This is a genomic window from Microbacterium sp. SW12, assembly GCF_055391095.1.
In genome coordinates, this window is record NZ_AP024335.1 from 1,087,685 (window position 1) to 1,112,741 (window position 25,057).

At 68.3% G+C, this 25,057-nt stretch carries 23 protein-coding genes and 1 tRNA gene; 17 read left to right on the forward strand and 7 right to left on the reverse strand.

Annotation, left to right across the window (positions count from 1 at the left end; translation table 11 throughout):
* The first annotated feature begins 6 nt into the window (after positions 1–6).
* From MICSW_RS05430 to xerD, 6 genes are read left to right on the forward strand one after another with little or no spacing between them, the layout of a single operon-like run.
* Positions 7–807: a TlyA family RNA methyltransferase gene (locus tag MICSW_RS05430; protein WP_464497359.1), complete on the forward strand. Its 801-nt coding sequence runs from the start codon at positions 7–9 to the stop codon at positions 805–807.
* Complete coding sequence (locus tag MICSW_RS05435; RefSeq protein WP_228177787.1) at positions 804–1,727, forward strand: NAD kinase; 924 nt, start codon at positions 804–806, stop codon at positions 1,725–1,727. Before MICSW_RS05430 ends, MICSW_RS05435 begins: the two co-directional genes overlap by 4 nt.
* Positions 1,724–3,421: a DNA repair protein RecN gene (recN, locus tag MICSW_RS05440; protein ID WP_464498247.1), complete on the forward strand. Its 1,698-nt coding sequence runs from the start codon at positions 1,724–1,726 to the stop codon at positions 3,419–3,421. Before MICSW_RS05435 ends, recN begins: the two co-directional genes overlap by 4 nt.
* Before the next feature lie 17 nt (positions 3,422–3,438).
* A complete protein-coding gene (locus MICSW_RS05445) occupies positions 3,439–5,190 on the forward strand; it encodes a CTP synthase (RefSeq protein ID WP_375237257.1) in 1,752 nt (583 codons plus the stop codon).
* Positions 5,183–5,773, forward strand: a complete 591-nt coding sequence (locus MICSW_RS05450) for an NUDIX domain-containing protein (protein ID WP_464497364.1) — start codon at positions 5,183–5,185, stop codon at positions 5,771–5,773. The genes MICSW_RS05445 and MICSW_RS05450 overlap by 8 nt, the downstream gene beginning before the upstream one ends.
* 2 nt (positions 5,774–5,775) lie before the next feature.
* A complete protein-coding gene (gene xerD, locus MICSW_RS05455) occupies positions 5,776–6,699 on the forward strand; it encodes a site-specific tyrosine recombinase XerD (protein WP_464497366.1) in 924 nt (307 codons plus the stop codon).
* 7 nt (positions 6,700–6,706) lie between these two features.
* Here the strand turns inward: xerD and MICSW_RS05460 are convergent, their stop codons facing one another.
* A complete protein-coding gene (locus tag MICSW_RS05460) occupies positions 6,707–7,654 on the reverse strand; it encodes an NAD-dependent epimerase/dehydratase family protein (RefSeq protein ID WP_464497369.1) in 948 nt (315 codons plus the stop codon).
* Between the two features lie 77 nt (positions 7,655–7,731).
* Between MICSW_RS05460 and MICSW_RS05465 the strand changes: the two genes are divergently transcribed.
* The 7 genes from MICSW_RS05465 (at position 7,732) to der (ending at position 14,481) form a co-directional block, all read left to right on the forward strand.
* Positions 7,732–8,634, forward strand: coding sequence for a ParA family protein (locus tag MICSW_RS05465; protein WP_228177791.1), 903 nt, complete (start codon positions 7,732–7,734; stop codon positions 8,632–8,634).
* A gap of 169 nt (positions 8,635–8,803) precedes the next feature.
* Entirely contained in the window at positions 8,804–9,616 is an 813-nt protein-coding gene (locus tag MICSW_RS05470; protein WP_464498250.1) for a segregation and condensation protein A, read from the forward strand.
* Entirely contained in the window at positions 9,606–10,190 is a 585-nt protein-coding gene (gene scpB / locus MICSW_RS05475; protein WP_464497375.1) for an SMC-Scp complex subunit ScpB, read from the forward strand. The genes MICSW_RS05470 and scpB overlap by 11 nt, the downstream gene beginning before the upstream one ends.
* Entirely contained in the window at positions 10,187–11,026 is an 840-nt protein-coding gene (locus MICSW_RS05480; protein ID WP_292725588.1) for a pseudouridine synthase, read from the forward strand. The genes scpB and MICSW_RS05480 overlap by 4 nt, the downstream gene beginning before the upstream one ends.
* Positions 11,023–12,156, forward strand: coding sequence for a prephenate dehydrogenase (locus MICSW_RS05485; protein WP_292725586.1), 1,134 nt, complete (start codon positions 11,023–11,025; stop codon positions 12,154–12,156). The genes MICSW_RS05480 and MICSW_RS05485 overlap by 4 nt, the downstream gene beginning before the upstream one ends.
* Complete coding sequence (gene cmk / locus MICSW_RS05490; RefSeq protein WP_292732917.1) at positions 12,149–12,943, forward strand: (d)CMP kinase; 795 nt, start codon at positions 12,149–12,151, stop codon at positions 12,941–12,943. Before MICSW_RS05485 ends, cmk begins: the two co-directional genes overlap by 8 nt.
* A 2-nt stretch (positions 12,944–12,945) precedes the next feature.
* Complete coding sequence (der, locus tag MICSW_RS05495) at positions 12,946–14,481, forward strand: ribosome biogenesis GTPase Der (RefSeq protein ID WP_292732919.1); 1,536 nt, start codon at positions 12,946–12,948, stop codon at positions 14,479–14,481.
* 18 nt (positions 14,482–14,499) lie between these two features.
* Here the strand turns inward: der and MICSW_RS05500 are convergent, their stop codons facing one another.
* Genes MICSW_RS05500 through MICSW_RS05510 form a run of 3 tightly spaced genes read right to left on the reverse strand, consistent with a single transcriptional unit; the run spans position 14,500 to position 17,377 of the window.
* Complete coding sequence (locus MICSW_RS05500; RefSeq protein WP_292732921.1) at positions 14,500–14,679, reverse strand: hypothetical protein; 180 nt, start codon at positions 14,677–14,679, stop codon at positions 14,500–14,502.
* Positions 14,680–14,732: 53 nt separating this feature from the next.
* Positions 14,733–15,485 (reverse strand): anaerobic ribonucleoside-triphosphate reductase activating protein, encoded by a 753-nt coding sequence (locus MICSW_RS05505; RefSeq protein ID WP_292732923.1) that lies wholly within the window; start codon positions 15,483–15,485, stop codon positions 14,733–14,735.
* A complete protein-coding gene (locus MICSW_RS05510; RefSeq protein WP_464497396.1) occupies positions 15,482–17,377 on the reverse strand; it encodes a ribonucleoside triphosphate reductase in 1,896 nt (631 codons plus the stop codon). The genes MICSW_RS05505 and MICSW_RS05510 overlap by 4 nt, the downstream gene beginning before the upstream one ends.
* A 496-nt stretch (positions 17,378–17,873) precedes the next feature.
* On the opposite strand from MICSW_RS05510, the gene MICSW_RS05515 reads away from it, so the two are divergent.
* The gene (locus MICSW_RS05515) at positions 17,874–20,351 is read left to right on the forward strand and encodes an FAD-dependent oxidoreductase (protein WP_464497400.1); all 2,478 of its coding nucleotides are present in this window, start codon (positions 17,874–17,876) and stop codon (positions 20,349–20,351) included.
* Positions 20,352–20,702: 351 nt separating this feature from the next.
* On the forward strand, positions 20,703–21,626 hold the full coding sequence (locus MICSW_RS05520; RefSeq protein WP_292727527.1) for an NUDIX domain-containing protein: 924 nt from the start codon (positions 20,703–20,705) through the stop codon (positions 21,624–21,626).
* A 6-nt stretch (positions 21,627–21,632) separates the two neighbouring features.
* Here MICSW_RS05520 and MICSW_RS05525 read toward each other — a convergent pair whose 3' ends face one another.
* A complete protein-coding gene (locus MICSW_RS05525) occupies positions 21,633–22,007 on the reverse strand; it encodes an RNA-binding S4 domain-containing protein (RefSeq protein WP_464497408.1) in 375 nt (124 codons plus the stop codon).
* Complete coding sequence (locus MICSW_RS05530; protein ID WP_292727523.1) at positions 22,004–22,723, reverse strand: lysoplasmalogenase; 720 nt, start codon at positions 22,721–22,723, stop codon at positions 22,004–22,006. Before MICSW_RS05530 ends, MICSW_RS05525 begins: the two co-directional genes overlap by 4 nt.
* Positions 22,724–22,830: 107 nt before the next feature.
* Here MICSW_RS05530 and trxA point away from each other — a divergent pair, with 107 nt between their 5' ends.
* Positions 22,831–23,259 carry a thioredoxin gene (gene trxA / locus MICSW_RS05535; protein WP_464497413.1) on the forward strand — a complete coding sequence of 143 codons (429 nt, stop codon included), beginning with the start codon at positions 22,831–22,833 and terminating at the stop codon, positions 23,257–23,259.
* On the opposite strand, the gene MICSW_RS05540 is transcribed toward trxA, so the two are convergent.
* Positions 23,256–24,653 carry an MFS transporter gene (locus MICSW_RS05540; protein ID WP_464497416.1) on the reverse strand — a complete coding sequence of 466 codons (1,398 nt, stop codon included), beginning with the start codon at positions 24,651–24,653 and terminating at the stop codon, positions 23,256–23,258. The two genes, trxA and MICSW_RS05540, sit on opposite strands and share 4 nt — an antisense overlap.
* 186 nt (positions 24,654–24,839) lie before the next feature.
* Between MICSW_RS05540 and MICSW_RS05545 the strand changes: the two genes are divergently transcribed.
* Positions 24,840–24,912, forward strand: a tRNA-OTHER gene (locus MICSW_RS05545).
* Positions 24,913–25,057: the final 145 nt, after the last annotated feature.

Below are 25,057 nucleotides of genomic sequence, written 5' to 3' on the forward strand. Positions count from 1 at the left end.
TCGCCGATGACACCCCGACTGGATGCCGAGCTCGCCGCTCGCGGCCTGGCGCGCTCGCGAACGCATGCTGCGCGCCTGATCTCCGCGGGCAGCGTCACCGTCGACGGGCGCGGGGTGGTGAAGCCGTCAGCGGCAGTGGACGCGGCATCCGTCATCGAGGTAGCAGCCGAGGATCACTACGTCAGCCGTGGGGCGCACAAACTCGTCGCGGCGCTCGAGGCGTTCGGGGTGGACATCGCGGGCAGAGCTGCGCTGGACCTGGGTGCGTCAACCGGCGGGTTCACACAGGTGCTGCGGGAGCGCGGGGCAACGCCGGTCGTTGCCGTCGACGTCGGCCACGGACAGCTCGCGGCCGGCATCGCATCCGACCCCGAGGTCATCTCGGTCGAGGGGTTCAACGTGCGTTACATGGATGCCGAGACGCTGCGCTCGGCATCCGGCGTGGGACTCGAGCCTCGGATCGTCGTGGGGGACCTCTCCTTCATCTCCCTGAGCCATGTCCTTCCTGCGATCCGCCGCGTGGCGGCGGCGGATGCCGACATCGTCCTGCTCGTAAAGCCGCAGTTCGAGGTGGGGCGCACCGGCATCCGCGAAGGGGTCGTGACCGATGCCGCGCTGCGTTCCGAGGCCGTCATGGGGGTCCTGTGGTCGGCGTGGGACACGGGACTCGGCACGATCGGGGTGATTTCCTCCCCGATCGTGGGTACCCACGGCAACCTCGAGTACCTCGTGCATCTTGCCGCGTCGCGGGGGAGCAATCCGACAGAATGGATCAGCACGGTGAATCAGCTGACGGGAGCAGGATGACCGACGAGGCGCGCAACATCCTCGTGGTCGCGCACGGGCGTCGACCTGACACGGTGGGCGCTGCTGCCCGTGTGATCGGCGCCCTGCGTGACGCGGGCGCAACACCAGTGCTCTCCTCCGACGACCGGGCTGAGCTCGACTCCGCGATACCGGGGCCGCTCGCGACCCTCGGTGCTGATGTCGCGGTAGCCGACATCGAGCTGGCGATCGTCCTCGGGGGCGATGGCACAATCCTGCGGGCCGCAGAACTCGTTCGCGAGGGCAGCGCCCCGGTTCTCGGGATCAACATGGGTCACGTCGGCTTCCTCGCCGAGATCGAGCGCGATGACATGGACGAGGCAGTCCGGCGGGTCATCGACCGCGACTATACGGTCGAAGAGCGACTCGCGCTGCAGGTGCGGATCAAGGACCGCGACGAGCAGGTCATCTACGAGACGTGGGCGCTGAACGAGGCCACGGTCGAAAAGGCCAGCCGGGAGCGGATGCTCGAGGTCGTGATCGAGATCGACGGCCGGCCGCTGTCGTCGTTCGGCTGCGACGGCATCGTGGTGTCCACTCCGACCGGCTCGACCGCGTACAACTTCTCCGCCGGCGGTCCGGTGATCTGGCCGGGAGTCGAGGCGATCGCCGTCGTCCCGCTGTCGGCGCACGCGCTGTTTGCCAAGCCGCTCGTGATCGCGCCCGAGCACACCGTGGCCGTCGAGTTGCTCGAGCGCACGAACGGCACGGGCATCCTGTGGTGCGACGGCCGCCGCTCGCACGATCTTCCGGCCGGGGCGCGCGTCGTCGTCCGCCGATCCGAGCATCCGGTGCGGCTTGCGCGCCTGCATCCCGCGTCGTTCACCGACCGGCTCGTCAAGAAGTTCCGCCTGCCCGTCGAAGGATGGCGCGGCCCGTCACCCGCCGCGGAGAGTTCGTGATCGAGCAGATGACCCTGCGGGACCTCGGCGTCATCGCCGAGGCCACCCTGCCCATCGGTCCGGGTTTCACGGCGATCACGGGTGAGACCGGCGCGGGCAAGACGATGGTCGTGACCGGCCTCGGCCTGCTTCTCGGTCAGCGCTCGGACAGCGGTGCAGTGCGCGCGGGGGCGGCGCAGGCATCCGTTGAGGGCGTGTGGATCGTGCCGCCCGACGGGGCTGTGGCAGAGCGGGTGCGCGAAGCTGGCGCCGACGTCGAACCGATCGACGAGACGCGGGCCGAGCTGATCGTCGGGCGCATCATCTCGAGCGAGGGACGCAGTCGGGCTGCAGTCGGCGGGCGAGCAGCTCCCGCCGCGGTCCTGTCGGATCTTGCCGATGACCTCGTGGTCGTGCACGGGCAGTCCGAGCAGTTGCGGCTGCGCTCGGCTGCCGCCCAGCGCGACGCTCTCGACCGGTTCGGCGGTGCCGACGTCGCCGACGCGCTCGTCACCTACCGGGACCGGTTTGCGGCGTGGGAGGGACTGGACGAGGAACTGACGACCCTGATCACCGATCGCGACGCGCGGGCTGCGGAAGCCGAGGAACTGCGCGCCGCGATCGCGGTGATCGAAGCGGTGGCACCGCGCGCCGGGGAGGATGCCGAACTCACCCAGTGGGCCGAGCGGCTCGCGAACGCCGAGGCGCTGCGGGAGGCCGCGGCGCTGGCGCATGCGGCACTGACAGCCGAAGACGAGGCAACAGACGCGACGACCCTCGTCGGGGAGGCGCGGCGTGCCCTGGAGCGTGCCGCGGGAAGTGACCCCGAGCTCGAGCGTCTCGCCGAGCAGGTAGCCGAGATCGGGTACCGGCTCGTCGATGTCTCAGCCTCGCTCGCGGGGTACCTCGCCGACCTCGATGAATCGGGTCCGCACGAACTTGCCGCCGTCGAGGAGCGCCGTGCCGCACTGTCCGAACTGGTGCGCGCGCATGGCTCCCTGGATGAGGCGATCGCGCTTCTGGACACCGGGTCGGCACGGCTGGCAGAACTCGACGACGACGGCGAGCGGGTCGAGCGACTCACTCGGGAGCGGGAGGAGGCGGCATCCGCTCTCGATGAGGCGGCAGCTGCCCTCACGGCGGCGCGCACGACGGCTGCCGCCCGCCTCGGAGAGCTCGTGACCGCCGAGTTGCATGCTCTGGCGATGCCGGATGCCGAGATCGAGGTTTCCGTCACCCCCGCAGCTCCGAGCCGCTCCGGGCGGGACGAAGTGGCGATCCTCCTGGCACCCCACCCGGGTTCGTCGCCACGCCCGGTCTCGCGCAGCGCATCCGGCGGTGAGCTCAGCCGCGTCATGCTCGCGATCGAAGTCGTGATCGCGGCGGTCGATGCCGTGCCCACCTTCGTTTTCGACGAAGTGGATGCCGGAATCGGCGGCGCTGCGGCCATCGAGGTTGGCAGGCGCCTGGCGCGCCTGGCGCAGACATCCCAGGTGATCGCCGTGACCCACCTCGCGCAGGTCGCGGCGTTCGCGAACAATCATCTGAGTGTGGTCAAGGCCAGCGATGGCGCGGTCACGGCATCCGGTGTTCACCAGCTCACCGGCGCCGCTCGCGAGGCTGAGATGGCGCGACTGCTGTCGGGGATGCCAGACTCCGAGGCAGCGCTCACCCACGCCCGCGAGTTGCTCGACCTGGGCACGATCGCCGACTGATAGGATCGAAGCCCGTGATGCAGACCCCGAGTGACTCGCACGGATCCCCTTCGGATGACGCCCCGGCGTCCCTTTCTCCCACCGTCGATGACCGCTCGTCGGGCCTCACGACGACGAAGCACATCTTCGTCACGGGAGGCGTCGTTTCCTCCCTGGGCAAGGGTCTGACTGCCGCAAGCCTCGGCAACCTCCTCACCGCGCGCGGCCTGCGGGTCGTGATGCAGAAGCTCGACCCGTATTTGAACGTCGACCCCGGAACGATGAACCCGTTCCAGCACGGCGAGGTCTTCGTGACCGATGACGGTGCTGAGACTGACCTCGACATCGGGCACTACGAGCGGTTCCTCGACATCGACCTGAGCCAAGCGGCCAACGTCACGACCGGACAGATCTACTCCCAGGTCATCGCCCGCGAGCGCCGGGGTGAGTACCTCGGCGACACGGTGCAGGTCATCCCGCACATCACCGACGAGATCAAGCGGCGCATGCGGTTGCAGGCGACCGAGGACCCGCAGCCCGATGTCATCATCACCGAGATCGGCGGCACCGTCGGTGACATCGAGTCGCAGCCGTTCATCGAGTCGGCGCGCCAGATCCGGCACGAGCTGGGTCGCAAGAACGTCTTCTTCGTGCACGTGTCGCTCGTGCCGTTCATGGGAGCCTCGGGGGAGCAGAAGACCAAGCCCACGCAGCACTCCGTGGCGACGCTGCGCTCGATCGGCATCCAGCCCGACGCACTCGTGCTGCGCAGCGATCGTCCCGTCACCGAGGCGAACAAGCGCAAGATCGCGCTCATGTGCGATGTCGACGAGGGCGCCGTCGTCAACGCGGTCGACGTGCCGAGCATCTACGACATCCCGACGATGCTCCACGACCAGGGGCTGGATGACTACATCGTCGACGCTCTCGATATCGCGAGGGCCGACCGCGTGGACTGGACGCGCTGGAACCGCGTGCTGCAGGCGGTCCACAACCCCAAGCACGAGGTGACGATCGGGCTGGTCGGCAAGTACATCGATCTTCCCGACGCCTATCTGTCGGTGACCGAGGCCCTGAAGGCCGGTGGGTTCGCGCACGAGACCCACGTGACCATCACCTGGATTCCCTCGGACCTGTGCGAGACCCCGGAGGGCGCGGCGAAGGCGCTCGCGTCGGTCGATGGGATCGTCGTTCCCGGCGGTTTCGGCATCCGTGGCATCGAGGGCAAGCTCGGTGCGCTGCGTTTCGCGCGCGAGCAGGGCATCCCGACGCTCGGCCTGTGCCTGGGCCTGCAGTGCATGGTCATCGAGTACGCCCGCAACATGGCGGACCTGCCGGGGGCATCCTCGAGCGAGTTCGATCCCGACACCGAGTTCCCGGTCATCGCGACGATGGCCGAGCAGGTCGACATCATCGACCACGGCGACCTGGGCGGCACCATGCGGCTGGGGCTGTATCCGGCGCAGCTCGACGAGGGCTCGATCGCGGCCGAGGTCTACGAATCAACGCGCGTCTCGGAGCGCCACCGCCACCGGTACGAGGTCAACAACGCCTACCGCGACCGCCTCGCCACCGCAGGCCTGCGTTTCTCGGGGCTCTCTCCCGACCGGAACCTCGTCGAATACGTCGAGCTGCCGCGTGAGGTGCACCCGTACTACATCGCGACCCAGGCCCACCCTGAGCTGCGTTCGCGGCCGACGGCGCCGCATCCGCTTTTCCGCGGGCTCGTGGGTGCAGCTCTCGACCGTCACCGCGCGAGCGAGCTCTTCGACGTCGAATCGGATGAGTGAGAACGTGACCGGCGCAGTGCACGATGAGCCGTTCGAGGCTCCCGTCGTCTCGTCAACTCTGGTGCACGAGGGCCGGGTGTGGGACGTCCGCAGCGACACCGTTCGCTACGGCGATGCCGAGATCGTGCGCGAGTACGTTGACCATCCGGGCGCTGCGGCTGTGGTCGCGATCGACGACGAGGGGCGGATGCTGCTGATCCAGCAGTATCGGCATCCGATTCGCCACCGGGACTGGGAGGTGCCGGCGGGGCTGCTCGATGTCGCCGGCGAACCGCCGATGGCGACGGCGCAGCGGGAGCTTGCCGAGGAGGCCGACCTTGTTGCCGCGTCGTGGCAGCCGCTCGTGAGCATCTTCACGACGCCGGGCGGCAACGACGAGGTCGTGCACCTGTTCCTTGCGCGCGGGTTGAGCCCGGCGCCGGAGGTACACGAGCGTGAGGACGAGGAAGCCGACATCCGGCTCGAATGGGTGTCCGTGGATGAGGTCATCTCGGGGGTCCTGGATGGGAACCTGCGTAACGGCATCCTCTCGGTGGGGGTGCTCGCCGCCGCCGAAGTGCTGCGTCGCGAACGCCGGGACTGAGGATGCAGCTCGATTGGGCGCTCGATGCGTACCTGCGCCACGTCACGATCGAGCGGGGCTTATCGGCGCACACGGTGGCCGCGTACCGCCGTGATCTCGGGCCGTACCGGCAGTGGCTCGCAGACCGCGGCATCGATGACTCGGCGCAGGTCACCGCGGCGCTCGTGACCGAGTACATCGCCGAGCGCGCGGCATCCGACCCGCCGCCTGCTGCCACGAGCCTTGCGCGTCTGCAGTCGTCGGTGCGGGGGATGCATCGGTTCCTCGTTGTCGAGGGCATCGACCCCGTCGATCCGACGACGCACGTGCGGCCGCCGAAGATGCCCCGGCGCCTCCCGAAGGCGCTCACGATCGCCCAGGCCGAGGCGCTGCTGGCTGCTGCGGGTCCCGAGCCTGCGGCAGCGACACCCGGCGATCTCGTGGCGCTGCGGGATCGGGCACTTCTCGAACTGCTGTACGCGACGGGTGCGCGCGTGTCGGAGGCGGTAGGCCTCGATGTCGACGACGTGACCGATGGCGACATCCTGCGGGTGCGCGGCAAGGGCTCGAAGGAGCGCATCGTTCCCATCGGCTCGTACGCGCGGGCAGCGGTGGATGCCTACCTCACCCGGGCGCGTCCCGAGCTCGCCCGTCGCGGCAAGGCAAGCCCGCGGCTGTTCCTCGGGGCGCGCGGGGCGCCGTTATCGCGACAGAGCGCGTGGCTCGTGATCCAGGCCGCCGCCGAGCGCGCGAACCTCGAGGCGCATGTGTCGCCGCACACGCTGCGGCACTCGTTCGCGACCCATTTGCTGCAGGGCGGCGCCGACGTCCGCGTCGTGCAAGAACTCCTCGGCCATGCCTCGGTCGCGACGACGCAGATCTACACGCATGTCAGCGTCGACGCCCTGCGTGATGTGTATGCGACGTCGCACCCTCGCGCGCGCTGAGCAGGCCTCACGACGACAGACGTTCCCGCCATGCTCGCGCGGTCTCGGCGAGGAGCTGGTCCCAGTTCGTCGGGCGGATGCCGAAGGTCTGCTCGGTCTCGGTGGCATCGACCTCGAAGGGCGCATCGAACTGGTACAGCATTCCGTCCACTTCGCGAAGGAGCGGGACGACGAGACCACCGGTCTTGAGCAGCCACCGCGGCACGACGCGTAGTCGCGGTTCGGGAGCGCCGACCGCCGCGCTCAGTCGCCGAAGCGCCTCGCGCACACTGACGGGCGGATTGCTCGGCACGAGCCACGGCCGGCCCCAGGCCCGTTCGTCGCGGCCGAGCATTACGAGGGTCCGTGCGACGTCGTCGATCGCTGTCCACGCGTGTGGCACATCAGGGTCGGCGAACACCGATGCGGGCTTGCTGGCGAGCGTCGACTGGGCGTACCTCGCGAGGAGCCCGCTGGCAACGGGGAGCGTCGGGCCGATGTAGTCCGAGGCGCGGGCCTCGGTGGCACGGATGCGGCCTGCCTCGTGTGCCGCGCGTGCTTCCTCCCACATCCGGGCCCGCAAAGCGCCCTTGTGATCAGTCGGATTCAGCGGCATCTGCGCGGTCATCGGCTCCGTGACGGGGCCGTAGCCGTACAGGTTCGACATCGTCACGAGCACGGCGCCGGTCGACTCGGCAGCGGTCAGGAGCGCCGACTCCAACGGCGGCCAGAGGCGTTCCCACTGCGTGTAGCTCCCCGGGTTCGCGCAGTTGTAGATCGCTGCCGCACCGGAGGCGATGCGGGTGAGCGCCTCCGGGTCCGAAGCATCCGCGGCTATCGACCTGATGCCGTCGCCGCCAAGTTCACTGCCCGAGCGGGTGACGACGATCACCGGTTCACCGTCGCCGGCGAGGACGCGCGCGAGAGACGACCCGACCGGGCCGGCTCCGACGATGACGTGGGGTGCGCTGGACATGGCCCGAGTGTAGGGCCGAACGCGCCCGGCACGCCTCGCGGTCGGTGAACGCTCGGTGACTAGAATCGATCAACGGCATGGCGAAGTCAGGAGAGTCGGTGGCGGGCAGCAAACGAGGCGCGAAGACGGACGCGGAGTCCGACATCCTCGGTCCCACCGGTCGCCCATATCGCGGGTTCGACACCCCTCCGCCGCTGTCGTCGCACGGTCCTGCCCGCGTGATCGCCCTGTGCAACCAGAAGGGCGGCGTCGGCAAGACCACGACGACGATCAATCTCGCTGCCTCGCTCGCGGACTACGGCAGGCGAGTGCTGGCTGTCGACTTCGACCCGCAGGGTGCGCTGTCGGCGGGTCTCGGCATCCCGACGCACGACATCACCACGATCTACGAGCTGCTGCTCGATCCCAAGCGCGACCCGCACGACGCGATCGTGAAGACGTCGGTGGAGGGGCTCGATGTCATCCCGGCGAACATCGATCTGTCGGCTGCGGAAGTCCACCTCGTCAACGAGGTAGCACGCGAGACGATCCTTGCCCGGGTGCTGCGCAAGGTGGCGGGGGAATACGACGTCATCCTCATCGACTGTCAGCCCTCGCTCGGACTCCTCACCGTCAATGCCCTCACCGCCAGCCACGGCGTGATCATTCCGCTGGAGTGCGAGTACTTCGCGCTGCGCGGGGTTGCCCTGCTCATCGAGACGATCGACAAGGTCCGCGATCGCCTGAACCCCGACATCCGTCTCGATGGGGTACTCGCGACCATGTACGACCCGCGCACGCTGCACTCGCGTGAGGTGCTCGAACGCGTCGTCGAGGCGTTCGGCGATGACGTGCTGGAGACCGTGATCGGTCGCACCGTCAAGTTCCCGGACGCGTCGGTGTCGGGGATGCCGATCACGACGTTCGCTCCCGAACACGCCGCAGCGCAGGCCTATCTGCGGCTCGCGCGAGAGCTCGTCGCCCGTGGCGCCGTCGCCTGACCCCTCGAGCGCGACGGATGCCGCTCCGGTGCCGTCAGACGAGAGCGGCAGTTCCGTGCATCCGCGGCGCATTGATGAGCCGCAGGTGCACGAAACTGCAGCACACGAGGGAACGGATGCCGCGCCCGGTGCCGCTGCGGATGCCGCTCCCGTTGCCTCGGCAGATGGGGTGGCCTCGGCGGATGGCGCGGCCGAAGCAGACGGCGGGTTCCGCGTCACGCTCGATGTGTTCGATGGCCCGTTCGACCTGCTGCTGACACTCATCAGCAAACGCGAACTCGATATCACCGAGGTTTCGCTCAGCGAGGTCACCAACGAGTTCATCGCCCACGTGCGGGCGCTCGGCCCCGAGCACGACCTCGACGAGTCCTCGCAGTTCCTGGTCGTTGCCGCGACGCTCTTGGACATGAAGGTCGCAGGCCTGCTGCCCCAGGGGGAGTTGGTGGATGCCGAGAGCGTCGCGCTGCTCGAGGCCCGCGATCTGCTCTTCGCCCGCCTCTTGCAATACCGCGCGTTCAAGGAGGTCTCGGCGTGGTTCGGGCGCAGCCTCGTGCGCGAGGACACACGTCACGCGCGCACGGTGCGGCTCGATGCGAAGTACCGGGATGCCGTCCCCGAACTGGTCTGGACGCTTTCACCGCAGGATTTTGCTGCGCTCGCGATGCTCGCCTTCGCGCCGAAGGAGATCCCGCAGGTCGGGCTCGACCATCTGCACGCGCCGTTGGTCAGCATCCGGGAGCAGGCGGCTGTCGTGGTGACGCTGCTTCGAAACTCCGGATCGCTGAACTTCCGCGAGCTGATCGTCGGGGTGGACCAGCCGGGGATCGTGGTAGCGCGCTTCCTGTCGGTTCTCGAGCTGTACCGCCACGCGGCACTCTCATTCGAGCAGGTCGAACCCCTCGGCGAACTCACGCTGCGCTGGACCGCCGAGCGGTGGTCGGACGAGAACCTTGCGACACTGGGAGCCGACTATGACCGATGACACGACCTCGGACTTCGCTTCCGACATCACCCGCCGGCTTGAGGCGATCATGATGATCCTCGACGAGCCGCACAGCCTCGTGAGCCTTGCCGCGGCAGTAGGGGCGCCCGTGCCCGCCGTACGCCAGGCCATCGAGACCCTCGTCGCTGACTACGACGGTCTGACCGGCGGCCCCAAGCGCGGGTTCGAGCTGCGCGAGGTCGGCGGCGGCTGGCGGATGTATGTGCGAGAGGAGTTCGACGATCTCGTGAGCGACTTCGTCGGAACGCAGGCTCCGTCGCGGCTCTCGCAGGCTGCCCTCGAGACGCTCGCCGTCATCGCCTACAAGCAGCCCGTCACCCGCGGGCAAGTCGCGGCGATCCGTGCCGTCAATGTCGATTCGGTGGTGCGGACGCTCCTGTCGCGGGGTCTCATCACGGAGGTGTTCACGGATCCCGACACCGGGGCGATCCATTACGGCACGACCGATGCCCTGCTCGTGAACCTCGGGATCAACTCCCTTGATGAGCTGCCGCACATCTCACCCCTGCTCGATGACGGTGCAGACGGTTTCGCGGAGGAGTCGATCCGATGACGGCATCCGGATTCGAGTCAGAGGGCCCCGACGGCGTGCGCCTGCAGAAGGTGCTCGCCGGAGCCGGAGTAGCGTCGCGTCGTGTCTCAGAGCAGCTGATCGCGGCCGGGCGTGTTCGGGTGAACGGCCGCGTCGTGACCGAACTCGGGACGCGTATCGATCCGACCACGGACCTCGTGGATGTGGACGGGGTCGCCGTGCAGCTCGATGAGAGCAAGCGATATGTGGTGCTCAACAAACCGCGCGGCGTCGTCAGCTCGATGCGCGACGAGCGGGGCCGCCCGGATCTTCGCGAATACACGGCGGAATGGTCGGAGCGACTCTTCAACGTCGGACGCCTGGATGCCGATACCAGCGGACTGCTCGTCCTCACGAACGACGGTGAGTTGGCGCACGTGCTCTCACACCCGTCGTTCGGGGTGACGAAGGTCTACATCGCCAAGGTCGAGGGGCGCGTCACGCCGCAGACGATCGCGCGGCTCACACGCGGAGTGACGCTGGAGGATGGCCCGATAGCCGCCGACAAGGCGCGGCTGCTGTCGGCATCCGATGCCGGCGGTGGCTCGCTCGTGGAACTCACCCTGCACTCGGGCCGCAACCGCATCGTGCGACGGATGATGGCCGAGGTGGGTCATCCGGTCGTGGAGCTCGTGCGCCGCCAGTTCGGCCCGCTGCACCTGGGAAGCCTCCCGGTCGGGGCGGTGAGGGAGTTGACTACAGTAGAACGAGGCGCATTGCTGACTCTTGCGCGCCGCGAGGGTGACCCGCAGCAAGAGATCGCGCGCCACGAGGCTGACGACTCTTCGTCGCCCGATTCTCAGGAGACTTCCCCGTGACGAGCCCCGATACGTCAGCCGTGGCAGGCGGTGATTCGCTGACCCCACGCGTCACCGGCACAGTGCGCGTCGTCGGTGCCGGTCTCCTCGGCGCCAGCGTCGGGCACGCGCTGCGCGCGCTGGGCGTGGATGTCGTGCTCGAGGATGCTTCGCCATCGCAACTGCGTCTCGCCATCGATTACGGCGCCGGACGCGCTGCCACGCCCGCCGACGAGCCCACGCTCATCGTCGTCGCGGTTCCGCCGGATGTCGTCGCCGACGTCGTCGAGCGGGAACTGCGCACGTTCCCGCGCGCCGTCGTGACGGATGTCGCGAGCGTCAAGCTTGAGCCGTTGCAGGAGCTCCAAGCTCGCGGCGTCGACCTCACGCACTACATCGGGTCCCATCCGCTGGCCGGTCGTGAGCGGGGCGGTGCGATTTCAGCGCGGGCCGACCTGTTCATCGGTCGCCCGTGGGTGGTCTGCCGTGACGGCAAGACCCCGGCATCCGACCTTGCCCTCGTCGAGGCGCTCGCGCTGGATCTCGGGGCGACCCCGATCGAGATGACCCCCGAAGACCACGACCGTTCGGTAGCCCTCGTTTCACACGTCCCGCAGCTGGTGGCGAGCCTGCTGGCAGGCCGGTTCACCGACGCCCCCGACGGGTCGCTGCGGCTCGCCGGTCAGGGCGTTCGCGACACCACCCGAATCGCCGCTTCGGCTCCCGAGCTCTGGGTGCAGATCCTGGCGGCCAATGCCGCCCCCGTCGTCGACATCCTCGACGCACTGTCGCAGGACCTTGCCGCCGTCGCCGAGGCGCTCCGCACGCCCGAGGCGCCGGGAGCTCGACGCGAGATCGCCGACACCATTCGCCGGGGCAACGAGGGCGTGGAGCGCCTGCCCGGTAAGCACGGCCAGAACCGCCGCTTCGCGTCCCTCGTGGTGATGGTCGATGACACCGCCGGGCAACTCGGCCGCCTGTTCGGTGACCTGGGCGCGCTCGCGGTCAACGTCGAAGACTTCCGGCTGGAACACTCGCCGGGGGCCCCTTTCGGCCTCGCCGAAATCGCCGTCGCGCCATCCGTGCTGCGCGACGCGACAGCCGGACTCGAGAAGCGCGGATGGAAGATCGCGAGCACCACCAATGACTGATACCGCCCCCGAGGCTGTGGCCGCCGACACTGTGGCCGCCGACACTGTCGCCGCAGACACCGCCGCGTCCGACGTCGTGATCGTCGCGGTTGATGGCCCTGCCGGCAGCGGCAAGTCCAGCGTGTCGAAGCAGGTGGCCCGCGCGCTCGGCTTCGGCTACCTCGACACGGGAGCGGCGTATCGGGCGCTCGCGTGGCACGCGTTGGCGCGCGAGGTCGACACCTCCGATGCCACTGCTGTGCTGGAAGCCGTCAGCGACTTCGACTTCCGCATTTCCCTGGACCCTGATGACTATTGGGTGCGATCGGGCGAAGTCGATGTAACCGAGGCGATTCGCGAGCAGCGGGTGACGGATGCCGTGAGCGGCGTCGCCCGCGTTCCGGCGATCCGACGAGCGATCAATGCGGCGTTCCGGCGCCTGGTGGCGGCATCCGGTCGTCCCGGGGTTGTCGTGGAGGGTCGGGACATCACGACCGTCGTCGCCCCGGATGCGCCGGCGCGGATCCTGCTGACCGCTGATCCCGCGGTTCGGGCTGCGCGACGCAGCGCCGAGATCAGCGGATCGACCGCGGCAGAGGTCGCGGAGGCGTTGCGGCGCCGCGATTCGTCGGACTCGAAGGTCGTGGACTTCCTGACCGCCGCTCCAGGCGTTGCCGTGGTCGATTCGACCGCGTTGGATTTCGACGAGACGGTGGCAGAAGTGCTCGCCGTCGCACGCCGGGAACTCGGGGGCGCCGCGCCAGTGGACCCCGACCGGGTAGCCCCGGGCGTGGAGGGGAAGGACTGACCATGAGCACCACTGGTGACGAGTTTGACGAGACCGCCGCGGGCGAGGACCACCTCGCCGATACTCTCGCGGACCTCGACGAGGAACTGGCGGAGTCCCGGGCAGCAGCGCTGCGAGCGACCCTCGATGACTACGACCTGGACGAGGATGACGCCGCGGTCCTCGCTGGGCTCGTGGCCGGTGAGGACGGCATCGAGTACCTGCCGGCGTTGCCGGTCGTCGCGATCGTCGGACGTCCGAACGTCGGCAAGTCGGCGCTCGTGAACCGCATCCTCGGGCGCCGCGAGGCAGTCGTCGAAGACACTCCGGGCGTGACACGCGACCGCGTGACCTACAAGGCCGAGTGGATGGACCGCCGGTTCACCCTCGTCGACACCGGCGGGTGGGAGCCTGACGCCCGTGGTATCGACCGGTCGGTGGCGGCGCAGGCCGAGGTGGCGATCGACCTCTCGGATGTCGTGCTGTTCGTGGTCGACGCGATGGTCGGGGCCACCTCGACCGACGAGCACGTCGTCAAGCTGCTGCGTAAGAGCGGCAAGCCCGTCTTCCTCGTCGCCAACAAGATCGATGACGCCCGTCAGGAGCCCGAGGCTGCCGCGCTGTGGAACCTGGGGCTCGGGGAGCCGCATCCGGTTTCCGCGATCCACGGCCGCGGGGTTGCTGACCTTCTCGACGAGATCATGAAGGTGCTGCCGGATGTCTCAGCCGTCGCCAAGCACGAGATCGGCGGGCCGCGCCGTGTCGCGATCCTCGGTCGCCCCAATGTGGGCAAGTCGTCGCTCCTGAACAAAGCTGCCGGCGAGGAGCGGGTCGTCGTCAACGAGCTGGCGGGAACCACGCGCGACCCGGTCGATGAGATCGTCGAGATCGGGGGGCGCCTGTGGACCTTTGTTGATACTGCCGGCATCCGTCGCCGCGTTCACCTGCAGCAGGGCGCCGACTTCTACGCCTCGCTTCGGACCTCAGCGGCGCTCGAGAAGGCTGAGGTCGCCGTCGTCGTGCTCGATGTCAGCCAGCCGCTCAGCGAGCAAGACGTGCGGATCATCGACCTGGTGCTGGAGTCCGGGCGAGCGCTCGTGCTGGCGTTCAACAAGTGGGACCTGCTCGCAACGCCCGAGCTCGAGAACCAGGACCGTCGCCGGTACCTCGAACGGGAGATCGAACAGGATCTCGCTCACGTGTCGTGGGCCCCCCGGGTGAACATCTCTGCCCGGACCGGCCGTCACCTCGAGAAGCTCGTGCCGGCGCTCGAGACGGCGCTGGAGTCGTGGGATCAGCGGATCCCGACCGGCAAGTTCAATGCCTTCCTGGCTGAACTCGTGGCCGAACACCCGCACCCGCTGCGCGGTGGCAAGCAGCCCCGCATCCTGTTCGGTACGCAGGCCGCGACGCGTCCGCCGACGTTCGTGCTGTTCACGACCGGATTCCTCGACCCCGGCTATCGCCGGTTCATTCAGCGTCGCCTGCGCGAGCTGTTCGGTTTCGAGGGGACGCCGATCGTGCTCAACATGCGAGTCCGCGAGCGCCGCCAGCGCTGAAGTTTTCGCGCGCCGCGCTCAGGCGCCGTCGGTCTTGGCCGGCGGCAGGTCCTGCAGGTGCGAGCGGTCGTCGCCCGGGTCGCCGGTGCCCTTGTCCGTTCCTGACTCGGCATCACCGAAGTCGTGGTCTTCCCACTGGCCGTGCGTCTCGCCGTTCTCTGGAGTTTCGATCATCTCGTGGTCGTGTGCGTTTCCCATGAGACCACCCGAGCACTCGTGCGTCGGCGGTGCGAGGGTCTTGACAACGGCGGTCAGCGCGTGACGACGTTCGCGAAGGCTCCGTCGAATTCGGCCGCGATCATCTCGACGAGCTTGGTCGTTGCCGCCTCGCCTCCGGATGCGTGCGGGAGCTCTGGCCGCGTGCCGATAGCGCGGGCGCACTGCAGCGCCCACCACTGCACGCCTTCGGCAAGCAGCTGTTCGCCCAACAGGCGCAGTCGGCTGGCATCGGTGAGCGTCGGATGGACGGTCGTGCGCACCTCGTACTCCAGCGGGCGTTCGCTGCCCGCGCGCGCCCGTGCGGCATCCAGCAGGCGCCGCAGGGAGCGCCAGGCATGGATGCCGCTGCCGCGGCGCTGCGTCACGGTGGCGTAGTCGGCGGCGGATGCCTTGATGTCGAGGCCGACCCAGTCCAGTTGGGGAAGGACCGAGTCCAGTCGCGAGGGAAACGCGCCCCCGGTGTGCAGGCCGACCCGGATGCCGAGCCGTCGCGCCTCGTCGATGGCGGGGACCAGCGCGGTCTGCATCGTCGGTTCACCGCCGGAGAAGACGACGCCGTCGAGCTGGGTGCGGCGCTCGTCGAGGAACGCGAGGACCTCGCGCCACGCGATCGTGCCGGTGCTGTGGGGGTCGATGAGGTCGGGGTTGTGACAGTAGACGCAGTCCCACGGGCACCCCTGAAGGAAGACCGTCGCGGCCAGGTGGTCCGGCCAGTCTGCTCCCGAGAATCTCGTGAGTCCGGCGATGCGTAGCTCGTCAGCTGTCTCTGACGCGAGCGCGTTCATTGTCGCGCCAGCGCCGGGGGCGCTGCATCCGGCTCGGCGGCTTCCGGCTCCGCCGCGGCACGGGTGGCATCGAAGTACACGCGCTCGGCGGCTTCGCCCTGCTTGCCGATGTTGAACGAGGACACCGGCCGGAAGTAGCCCATGACGCGCGTCCACACCTCGCAGTCCCGACCGCAGCGCGGGCAGAGCGGGTGGTCGCCCGAGACGTATCCGTGTGCGGGGCAGATCGAGAAGGTGGGCGTGACAGTGAGGTAGGGGAGCCGGAACTGCTCGAGGGAACGCCGAACCAGGTTCTTGCAGACGGATGCCGACGCAACGGCTTCGCCGAGGTACAGGTGCAGCACGGTTCCGCCGGTGTAGAGCTGTTGCAGCGGCTCTTGGAGGCTCATCGCCTCGAACGGATCATCGGTGTAGCCGACGGGAAGCTGCGACGAGTTTGTGTAGTACGGGTGGTCGGCGGTGCCCGCGTGGCGGATGCCGTCGCCGCCGGCGCCCCGGGGAGCGCCGCTCTGATCGCCGAATCTGGCGATGTCCAGCCGCGCGAACCGGTAGGTCGCGCTTTCGGCGGGGGTCGCTTCGAGGTTGTACATGTGCCCCGTCTGTTCCTGGGCTTCGACCATGCGAGCCCGAACGTGCTCGAGCAGCCACGACGCCAACTCCATGCCCTCGGCATCCGTGATGTCGTGAGCGTCGAGGGTGAAGTTGCGGATGAACTCGTTGATGCCGTTGACGCCGATCGTTGAGAAGTGGTTGTCGAGCGTGCCGAGATAGCGCTTCGTGTACGGGAACAGGCCACCGTCGATGTGGCGGCCGATCTCTGCGCGCTTGGCTTCAAGGCTGTCGCGGGCGATGGCGATCAGCTCATCGAGTCGGTCGAGAACTCCCTGCCGGTCGCCGGGGTGGAGGTATCCGAGGCGGGCACAGTTGATCGTGACGACGCCGATCGATCCGGTCTGCTCAGCGGATCCGAAGAGCCCGTTTCCGCGCTTGAGGAGCTCGGTGAGGTCCAGCTGGAGCCTGCAGCACATCGAGCGGATCATGTGCGGGTCAAGGTCTGAGTTGATGAAGTTCTGGAAGTAGGGGAGTCCGTAGCGGGCTGTCATCGCGAAGAGGGCGTCGACGTTCGGGCCGTCCCAATCGAAGTCCTTCGTGATGTTGTAGGTCGGGATGGGGAACGTGAAGGCGCGACCGTCGGCATCCCCGTCGGCGTAGACCTCGATGAACGCGCGGTTGATCAGCGACATCTCCTCGGCGAGGTCTCCGTAGGTGAAGTCCTGCACGACGCCCCCGATCAGGGGCCGCTGGTCTGCGAGGTCGTCGGGGCACGTCCAGTCGAACGTCAGATTCGTGAAGGGCGTCTGCGTTCCCCAGCGGGAGGGGACGTTGAGGTTGAAGACCAGTTCTTGCACAGCCTGGAGCACCTGGTCGTACGAGAGCCCGTCGATGCGAACGAAAGGCGCGAGATACGTGTCGACGGAGCTGAACGCCTGTGCGCCCGCCCACTCGTTTTGCAGCGTGCCGAGGAAATTGACCATCTGACCGGTCGCTGCCGACAGGTGTCGTGGCGGCGCAGAGGAGATCCGGCCGGGGATGCCGTTGAAGCCCTGTTCCAGGAGGGTGCGGAGCGACCATCCCGCGCAGTATCCGGCGAACATATCGAGGTCATGGATGTGGATGTCGCCGTCGCGGTGCGCGGCTCCGGCCTCGGGGGAGTACACCTCATCGAGCCAGTAGTTCGCGATGATCTTGCCCGCGGTGTTGAGGATCATGCCGCCGAGCGAGTAGCCCTGGTTCGCGTTCGCGTTCACGCGCCAGTCCGACCGGGACAGGTATTCGTTGATCGTGTCTGACACGGCCACGGTTCGCGGTGAGGCGGCAGGGCGAGGTTTCATCGGCGGCTTCCTTCGGAGTGTGGGCGCGCGGTTCGGAGGGTTTCCCGGATCGCGGGAATGCCACTATATGCAGTGCTCGATCTCGAGCTCGACACAATATGTGGTGATCGACATGGTCAGACCACATGGCATCCTGCATCCTTGTGGCGGCGTACAGCATCGCGTGTCGGTCCCAGCGAAAACGCCACGGAGGAGTATCTGGCCAAAGCCCAACTGTTCGGTCGCGCCGTGTTGCGGGTGTTGAGCGCTGGATGGCGCAACAAGGCGCGACCGAAGTGTGAGGGGGTGGACTGGGATGGTAGAGCCCATCTCTTTCGGTCGCGCCGGGTTGCGGGTGGATTGCCGTGGATGTCGCAGTTTGGCGCGACCGAGTCCAGGGTGTCCGGACCTGGGTCACCGATGGGGGGACCTTGGCCCCTGACTGGAGGTATACCCCCGGGAGTACCTTCATGTCGGAGCCGCGAACCGTTGCGGCCCGAATGTGAAGGAGAGCGCCATGAAGATCGTCGTCGTCGGAGGAGTCGCTGGAGGGGCATCCGTTGCCGCGAGAGCTCGCCGTCTGGACGAGTCGGCCGAGATCGTGGTGCTCGAGCGGGGCGAGTACGTGTCGTTTGCGAACTGCGGTCTGCCGTACCACATCGGTGGTGTCATCGCCGATCGAAGTCGCCTCCTGCTGCAGACTCCCGAGAGCCTTCGCGAATCGCTCGACATCGACGTGCGCATCGGCCAGGACGTGGTTGAGCTCGACCGGGCCGCCCAGACGGTGACGGTGCGCGAGGTCGCGACAGGCCGCGAATACACCGAGTCCTATGACGCGCTCGCGCTGTGCCAGGGTGCCGATCCGCTGCAGCTTCCGCTGCCGGGGATCGATCTTCCCGGCATCCACACCCTGCGAAACGTCGCCGACATGGATGCCATTAAGTCGCGCCTCGACGAGGTCTTGGCCGCCGCAGCGTCCCGGGGACGGGCCGCGAAGACCGTCGTGATCGGCGCCGGGTACATCGGCATCGAGATGGCTGAGAACCTCATCCATCGCGGGGCTGAGGTCACCATCGTCGAGCTCGCCGACCAGATCCTCCCGCCGCTGGATAAGGACGTCTCGATTCCCGTCGAGCAGCACGCGCGGGGGCGCGGCGTCGAACTGCAGCTCGGCACCGCGGCCGCAGCCTTCACGCAGGCATCCGATGGGATGCTGCGCGTCGAACTCAACAACGGACAGTCGCTTCCGGCCGACCTCGTCGTGCTGTCTGCGGGCGTGCGCCCGAACGTGACCCTGGCCCGCGAGGCGGGGCTGGAGATCGGCGAGCGCGGCGGCATCGTCGTCGACACGCACATGCGCACCTCCGACCCGCACATCTGGGCGGCGGGCGACGCTGTCGAGACCGCGCACACCGTGCTGCCGGGGCGCTGGATCACACCCCTTGCAGGGCCCGCGAACCGCGAAGCTCGCGTTGCCGCCGAGAACATCTGCGGTCGCGACACCGAGTACCTCTCGACGCAGGGCACCTCAATCGTGAAGGTGTTCGAGATGACAGCCGGCGCCACCGGTGCCAATGAGCGTCAGCTCGAGCGGGCTGGCGTCGACTACCTCACCGCGCACGTGCATCCCTCGGGGCATGCCGGGTACTACCCGGGCACGGCGCAGATGCACATCAAGGTCACGTTCTCGCCGACGGACGGCAAGCTTCTCGGGGCGCAGATCGCAGGGTTCGACGGGGTCGACAAGCGGCTGGATGTCTTCGCGACGGCAATCCGGCTCGGCGCGACAGTTCACGACCTTGAGCACCTCGAGCTCGCGTACGCACCGCCCTTCGGGTCGGCCAAAGACCCCGTCAACATGGTGGGCTTCGTCGCGAGTAACGTGCTCAGCGGCGACCTGAAGCTCTGGTACGCGAAGGACTATCCGGCAGCGACCGACGGATGCCGCATCATCGATGTGCGCACCGAGGTGGAGTACGACATCTGGCACATCTCGGGCGCCGAGAACGTGCCCCTCGGGATCATCCGCGAAGTGTGCCAGAGCTGGGACCGGGATGTTCCCATCCGTCTCTACTGCGCTGTGGGCTTCCGCAGCTACCTCGCATACCGGGCGCTCGTGCAGCGCGGGTTCACGGATGTACGAACGCTGTCGGGTGGCTCGACCACGTTCCGCTTCTTCCATGACCTCGAGCCCGTGGGGTTCGTGGCCAAGCCCGCCGAAATCCCGTATGCCGAGGCATCCGATCTGCTCGCCCAGGTGAAGGGGTCGGGCCAGGTGGTCGACCTCGACTGCACGGGGCTCGCGTGCCCAGGCCCGATCATGAAGCTCACGAAGCAGATGGACGAGCTGCAGCCGGGCGACGACGTCGTCGTGCACGTCTCGGATCCCGGGTTCGCGCACGACGCTCCGGCGTGGGCCGCAAGCCACGGCCACGAGATGCTCGCGATCGCACCCGAGGGGCCCGGCTATGTGGCGACCTTCCGCAAGAGCGCGGGAACGGATGCCCCGCGCGCCGTGCAGACGCTGAATCAGACATCCTTCGTCGTCTTCTCGGGCGACCTCGACAAGGCGATCGCCGCGTTCATCATCGCCAACGGGGCGCTCGCGATGGGGCAGAAGGTGTCGATGTTCTTCACGTTCTGGGGGCTGAACATGCTGCGCCGACACGATGCGCCGCCGCGCGAGAAGAAGGTCATGGACCGGATGTTCGCGATGATGATGCCCTCAGATGCCGGCCACCTGCCGCTGTCTCAGATGAACATGGCGGGCATGGGGCCCAAGATGATCAAGGACGTCATGAAGCAGCACAACGTCCCGACGCTCGAGGAGCTCATGATCTCGGCGCGCGAGGGTGGCGCGCAGCTGGTGGCGTGCACGATGACGATGGACCTGCTCGGCATCGCCGAATCGGATCTGCAGGAGGGCATCGACTTCGGTGGCGTCGCGACGTTCCTCGGCGAGGCCCAGAAGTCTGGGACGACCCTGTTCATCTAGCGCGCGACCGGCCTCGAGCGTCGGCCTCGAGCGTCGGTATCGGGCCTCGTCGTCAGTTTCGGTCGCGCCTTCTTGCGGGTGTTGAGGGCTGGATGCCGCAGCAAGGCGCGACTGAACCGGGGGGTCTCGGATACTGGATCCGATTTCTTCCGGTCGCGCCGTGTTGCGGGTGTGCTGCCCGGGGTGTCGCAACAAGGCGCGACTGAACAAAAGGGGGGCTCCTGGGGGTTGAGTGCGCATGTTCGGTCGCGCCGTGTTGTGGCTATTGGGGCTGGGATGCCGCAACAAGGCGCGACTGAACGGAGGGGGGCTGCGACCGGGAGAGCCCGCGCGGTGTGACAGGCTGAGATCGTGACGATCCAACCCCCCGCTCCCGGAGAGCCGCGCCGCCCGTCGGGCCCGCGCGATCCCGGTGACGCGTGGGTGATCGCGCCGACGGGGGAGCGCTACTGGGGTCGGTTCGGCGCAGCGGGTCTGCTCGCCGTGGATGCCGAGCGCGGCATCCTGTTGCAGCACCGCGTCGGCTGGAGCCACCACGGCGGAACCTGGGCGCTGCCCGGCGGTGCGCGACACGAGAACGAGGATGCCGGTGTGGCGGCGCTTCGCGAGGCTCGGGAGGAAGCCGCGGTGCCGCCGAATGCCGTGCGGCAGCGGTTCTGGAGCGTGCTCGATCTCGATATCTGGTCGTACACAACGGTGATCGCCGACGTCATCGTGCCGTTCGACCCGCGAATCGCGGATGCCGAGAGCGTTGCGCTCGAGTGGGTTCCCGTGGACGCGGTCGCGGATCGACCGCTGCATCCGGCCTTCGCCTCGGCGTGGGAGCATCTTCGCCCGCTGCTGTCGGTGCGTCCTGCGGTCGTCGTCGACTCCGCGAACGTCGTGGGTTCGGTGCCAGACGGATGGTGGCGCGACCGTGCTGGTGCGGCCGAGCGCCTGCTCGAACGGGTTCGGCACTGGCAGGCGCGGGGAGTGGATGCCGAGGCGCTCGGGCTTCCGGGAGCGCACTGGTTCCCTGCCGTGGCGGTCGTGCTCGAGGGTCAGGCCAAAGGCGCGGCTCGACCTGCGGATGACGCAGGCGCCGGCATCCGTGTCGTGCTGGCACCCGGCGAGGGGGATGACGAAATCGTCGCCGAGACGCAGCGGCGCATCGGCGCCGGTGAGCAGGTCGTGGTCGTGACGAGCGACCGAGGACTGGCCGCCCGGGTCAGCACAGTGGGTGCGCGGGTGGTCGGTGCAGGCTGGCTGCTCGATCAGCTTGACGCGTCCGCGTAACGAGCGTTATTCGGCGGACCGGCCGCGCAGCCGGTCGATATCGCGGCGCTCACGCTTGGTCGGCCTGCCCGCCCCGCGATCACGGACGGGAACGAAGGGTGTCTCTTCCCGCGACGGCCGGGCCGGGGTGCGATCGTCTACCGCGAGGGCTGCCGCCGGTGCACCGACGCGCTTGGTCAGGAGCTGCTTGACGACGAGGATGCGGTCGAAGCCTGCGATCCGGATGCGCAGCTCATCGCCGATCCGCACGGGTTGTGCGGCCTTCGCGCGATCGCCTCCGACGCGAACATGCCCCGCACGGCACGCCGCAGTGGCTGCGGATCGGGTTTTGTAGACCCGGACTGCCCAGAGCCAGGCATCCACGCGCACGGAGTCGGTCACACCGTCGATTCTCTCGCGGCCCGCGCCGCGTGGGTCGCGATCACGGCGCCCACGGCGATGAGTCCCTGCCCGAGTGTGTAGGTGATCATGACGAGGGCGCTGCTTCCCGACGGCATGGAGTCTGGAAGAAACAGCCGGAACGCGAGCACCGTGTCGGAGATCAGGAAGAACGCGCCGCCCCACGCGATGGCGGGGTGGCACCGCGTCGAGAGCACGGCGGTTCCGCCGAGAACGAGGCCGTAGAGCGCGACCGCCACCGCGAGTCCGCCGAGAGTCGGCCAGAGGTACACGACCAGGACGACCCACCACACGGCGTAGACGGCAGACCACCACGGCACACGCCGAACCGCGAAGAACCGCCAGAACAAAACGATGTAGGCGACATGCGCGAGGCCGAAGCACAGGAGCATCGCCGGCAGCTCGTCATCGAGGAACGGGAAGAAGGTCGCGGCGCCGTCGCCGAGCCACGACAGCGCGAGAGCGACAAAAAGCAGCGTGTAGGGCGGACCCCACTGCGACCCGCGGCCACCCCAGAGCACAGCCACGGCAAGAAGCGGCATGAGTGCCAGCTTGGTGGGGCCGCTCACGGCATCCCACCCCGACAGCAGCGCCGTGACGTGCACGATCGACACCGCAACGTAGGGCAAGAACCCCCACCACCAGCGCGGGGAGAGGTCGGATGCGGCGACTCGGGTCGTGGCGGCATCGGCGGTCACAGACACTCCTTCGTGTTGGGAACCGCTCCCACCCTATTGCTGGTGAGTGCGCGAGAGGTAGCGCTTGCGGCCGAGTGATCGCGACAATGGACGGGGAGGGAGTCAGGATGGCGGAGTCGACGGTGACGGCGTGTCCGTCGTGTGGTGCGAAGAACCGTGTTCCGGCGGCGCGCACCGGCAAGGTCCGTTGTGCCTCGTGTCACACAGATCTGCCCTGGCTTGTTGAGGCTGACGATGCCTCGTTCGACTCGGTAGTGGGTGACGCGTCGCTTCCGGTGCTGGTGGACGTGTGGGCGCCGTGGTGCGGTCCGTGCCGGATGGTGTCGCCGATCGTCGAGCAGATGTCGCGGGAGTTCGCCGGCAAGCTGAAGGTCGTCAAGGTGAACTCGGATGAGTCGCCGCGGGTCTCGCAGCGTCACGGCATCCAGAGCATTCCGACTCTGCTTCTGTACCGGAACGGTGCGGAGCAGTCGCGGCAGATCGGCGCTCTTCCGGCACCGCAGCTGCGCCAGTGGGTTGCCGGGCAGGTCGGTTAGGGCCCCGCATCCCCGGGTGCCTGGCGCGTGGGGATGAGGAGCGAGGCGAGGAGCGCCGCGACCGCGAGCACCGCGATCAGCCCGAACGCGAGCGTGTAGGACGCAGGATCCGGCTCGTCTCCGCTGGTGGCGAGCAGAGTCGCGCATCCTGCTGCCCCGAACGCGCCGCCGATCTGACGTGCGGCGATGTTGACGCCGCTGACGCTCGAGATCGTGTCGTCATCCGTGACGTCGACGAGCACGTTGACCAGGCCCGCCGAGCCCGTGGCCACGCCCGCACCGACAAGGACGGAGCCGGCGAGCAGAGTCGGCAGCGTATGAGCCCCGGCCGCGAGGATGATGCCACCGATGACCGTGGCCGCCGCGCCGAGAACCGCGGGCCCGCGCCTGCCGAGGCGTCGCCGCAGGATGCCCGACAGCGGCCCGACCGCCGCCATCGCCGCGGTCGCGGGTAGGAGCAGGAGCCCCGCGAGCGTGGCCGGCGTCAGCGGACCGGCCGTGGTGTCGCCGACTTCGATGAAGACCGGGAGCACGACGAACGTGGCGAACAGGGCTGCGCCGAGGAAGAGCGCGGTCACGTGCGAGGTCCAAAGCGCCCGGACACGGAGGTGCGAGACGCCCGCGGACTCTGACCGTCTGACCACTCGCCATGCCCACACGGAGATGACAGCTGCGCCGGCGGCCAGGCTCGCGACGGTCAGCGCAACCTCGGCATCGGAGCGCGGGGCCTCGGTCACCGCGAAGAGCAGGATCGCCACACCGGCTGCGAGCAGCAGCGAAGACCCGAGGTGGAGTGGCTGGCGATCCGCGCGTGGGGCCTCGGTGAGCCCGACTGTCATCGCTCCGGCAAGGGCGAGCAGCGCGAACGGCAGCCATGCGAGAGCCTGCGTGCCGACACGGTCGACGAGGATGCCGGCGATGACGACCCCAAGTCCGGTTCCGGTCGCAAACGTTCCCGTGAGCAGTCCGACGGCGAGGGACAGTTGCGCTTCGGGGACGGCACAGCGCGCGAGGGCGATCGCGAGCGGGAAGACTCCGCCGCCGAGGCCCTGCAGTGTTCGACCCGCGATCAACTCGCCCATCGAGCCGGCGAGGCCCGCGATCGCGAGGCCGACCATGACGACCGGTATCAGGATCAGCAGGACCAGTCGGGGTCCGAACGTGTCGCCGAGCCGTCCGATCAGCGGTGTCGTCGTCGCGGCGACGACGAGCACGATCGTGAGTGTCCAGCTGGATTCGGCGGCTGTCGTGCCGAACTGGTCGGCGGTGATCGCGAGCGTCGGCGCGACCATCGAGAGGGGGAGTGCTGCTCCCAGAGTTGCGATGACCAGGGTGACCAGGCTTACGACGGCACGGTGCGACATCCGTGCGCGCACCGGTTCGCTCTGGGCCATGCATCCACGCTACCGACGGATGCCGAACCCGCCGACTGACTCGATTCTCGACTGGCCGCGGGACCGGCTAGGATAGGGGAGTTGTCCGCGCTTCGGTGCGGGCTCCGGGATGTGGCGCAGCTTGGTAGCGCACTTGACTGGGGGTCAAGCGCGGTAGCCCATCCACAAAACTGAATATCGAAGCCACGGGATGTGGCGCAGCTTGGTAGCGCACCTGACTGGGGTCAGGGGGTCGCAGGTTCAAATCCTGTCATCCCGACAGAAAAGCCCAGGTGAGAGCATGTTTCTCGCCTGGGCTTCGTCATTCGTGTTCGAGGGTTTATGGGGACCTTCGTGGACTGGGTTCCGTTGCGTCGCGATGTCCACGAGTGGGTGCGTTGCCACGCGCCGGGACACAGCCGGGA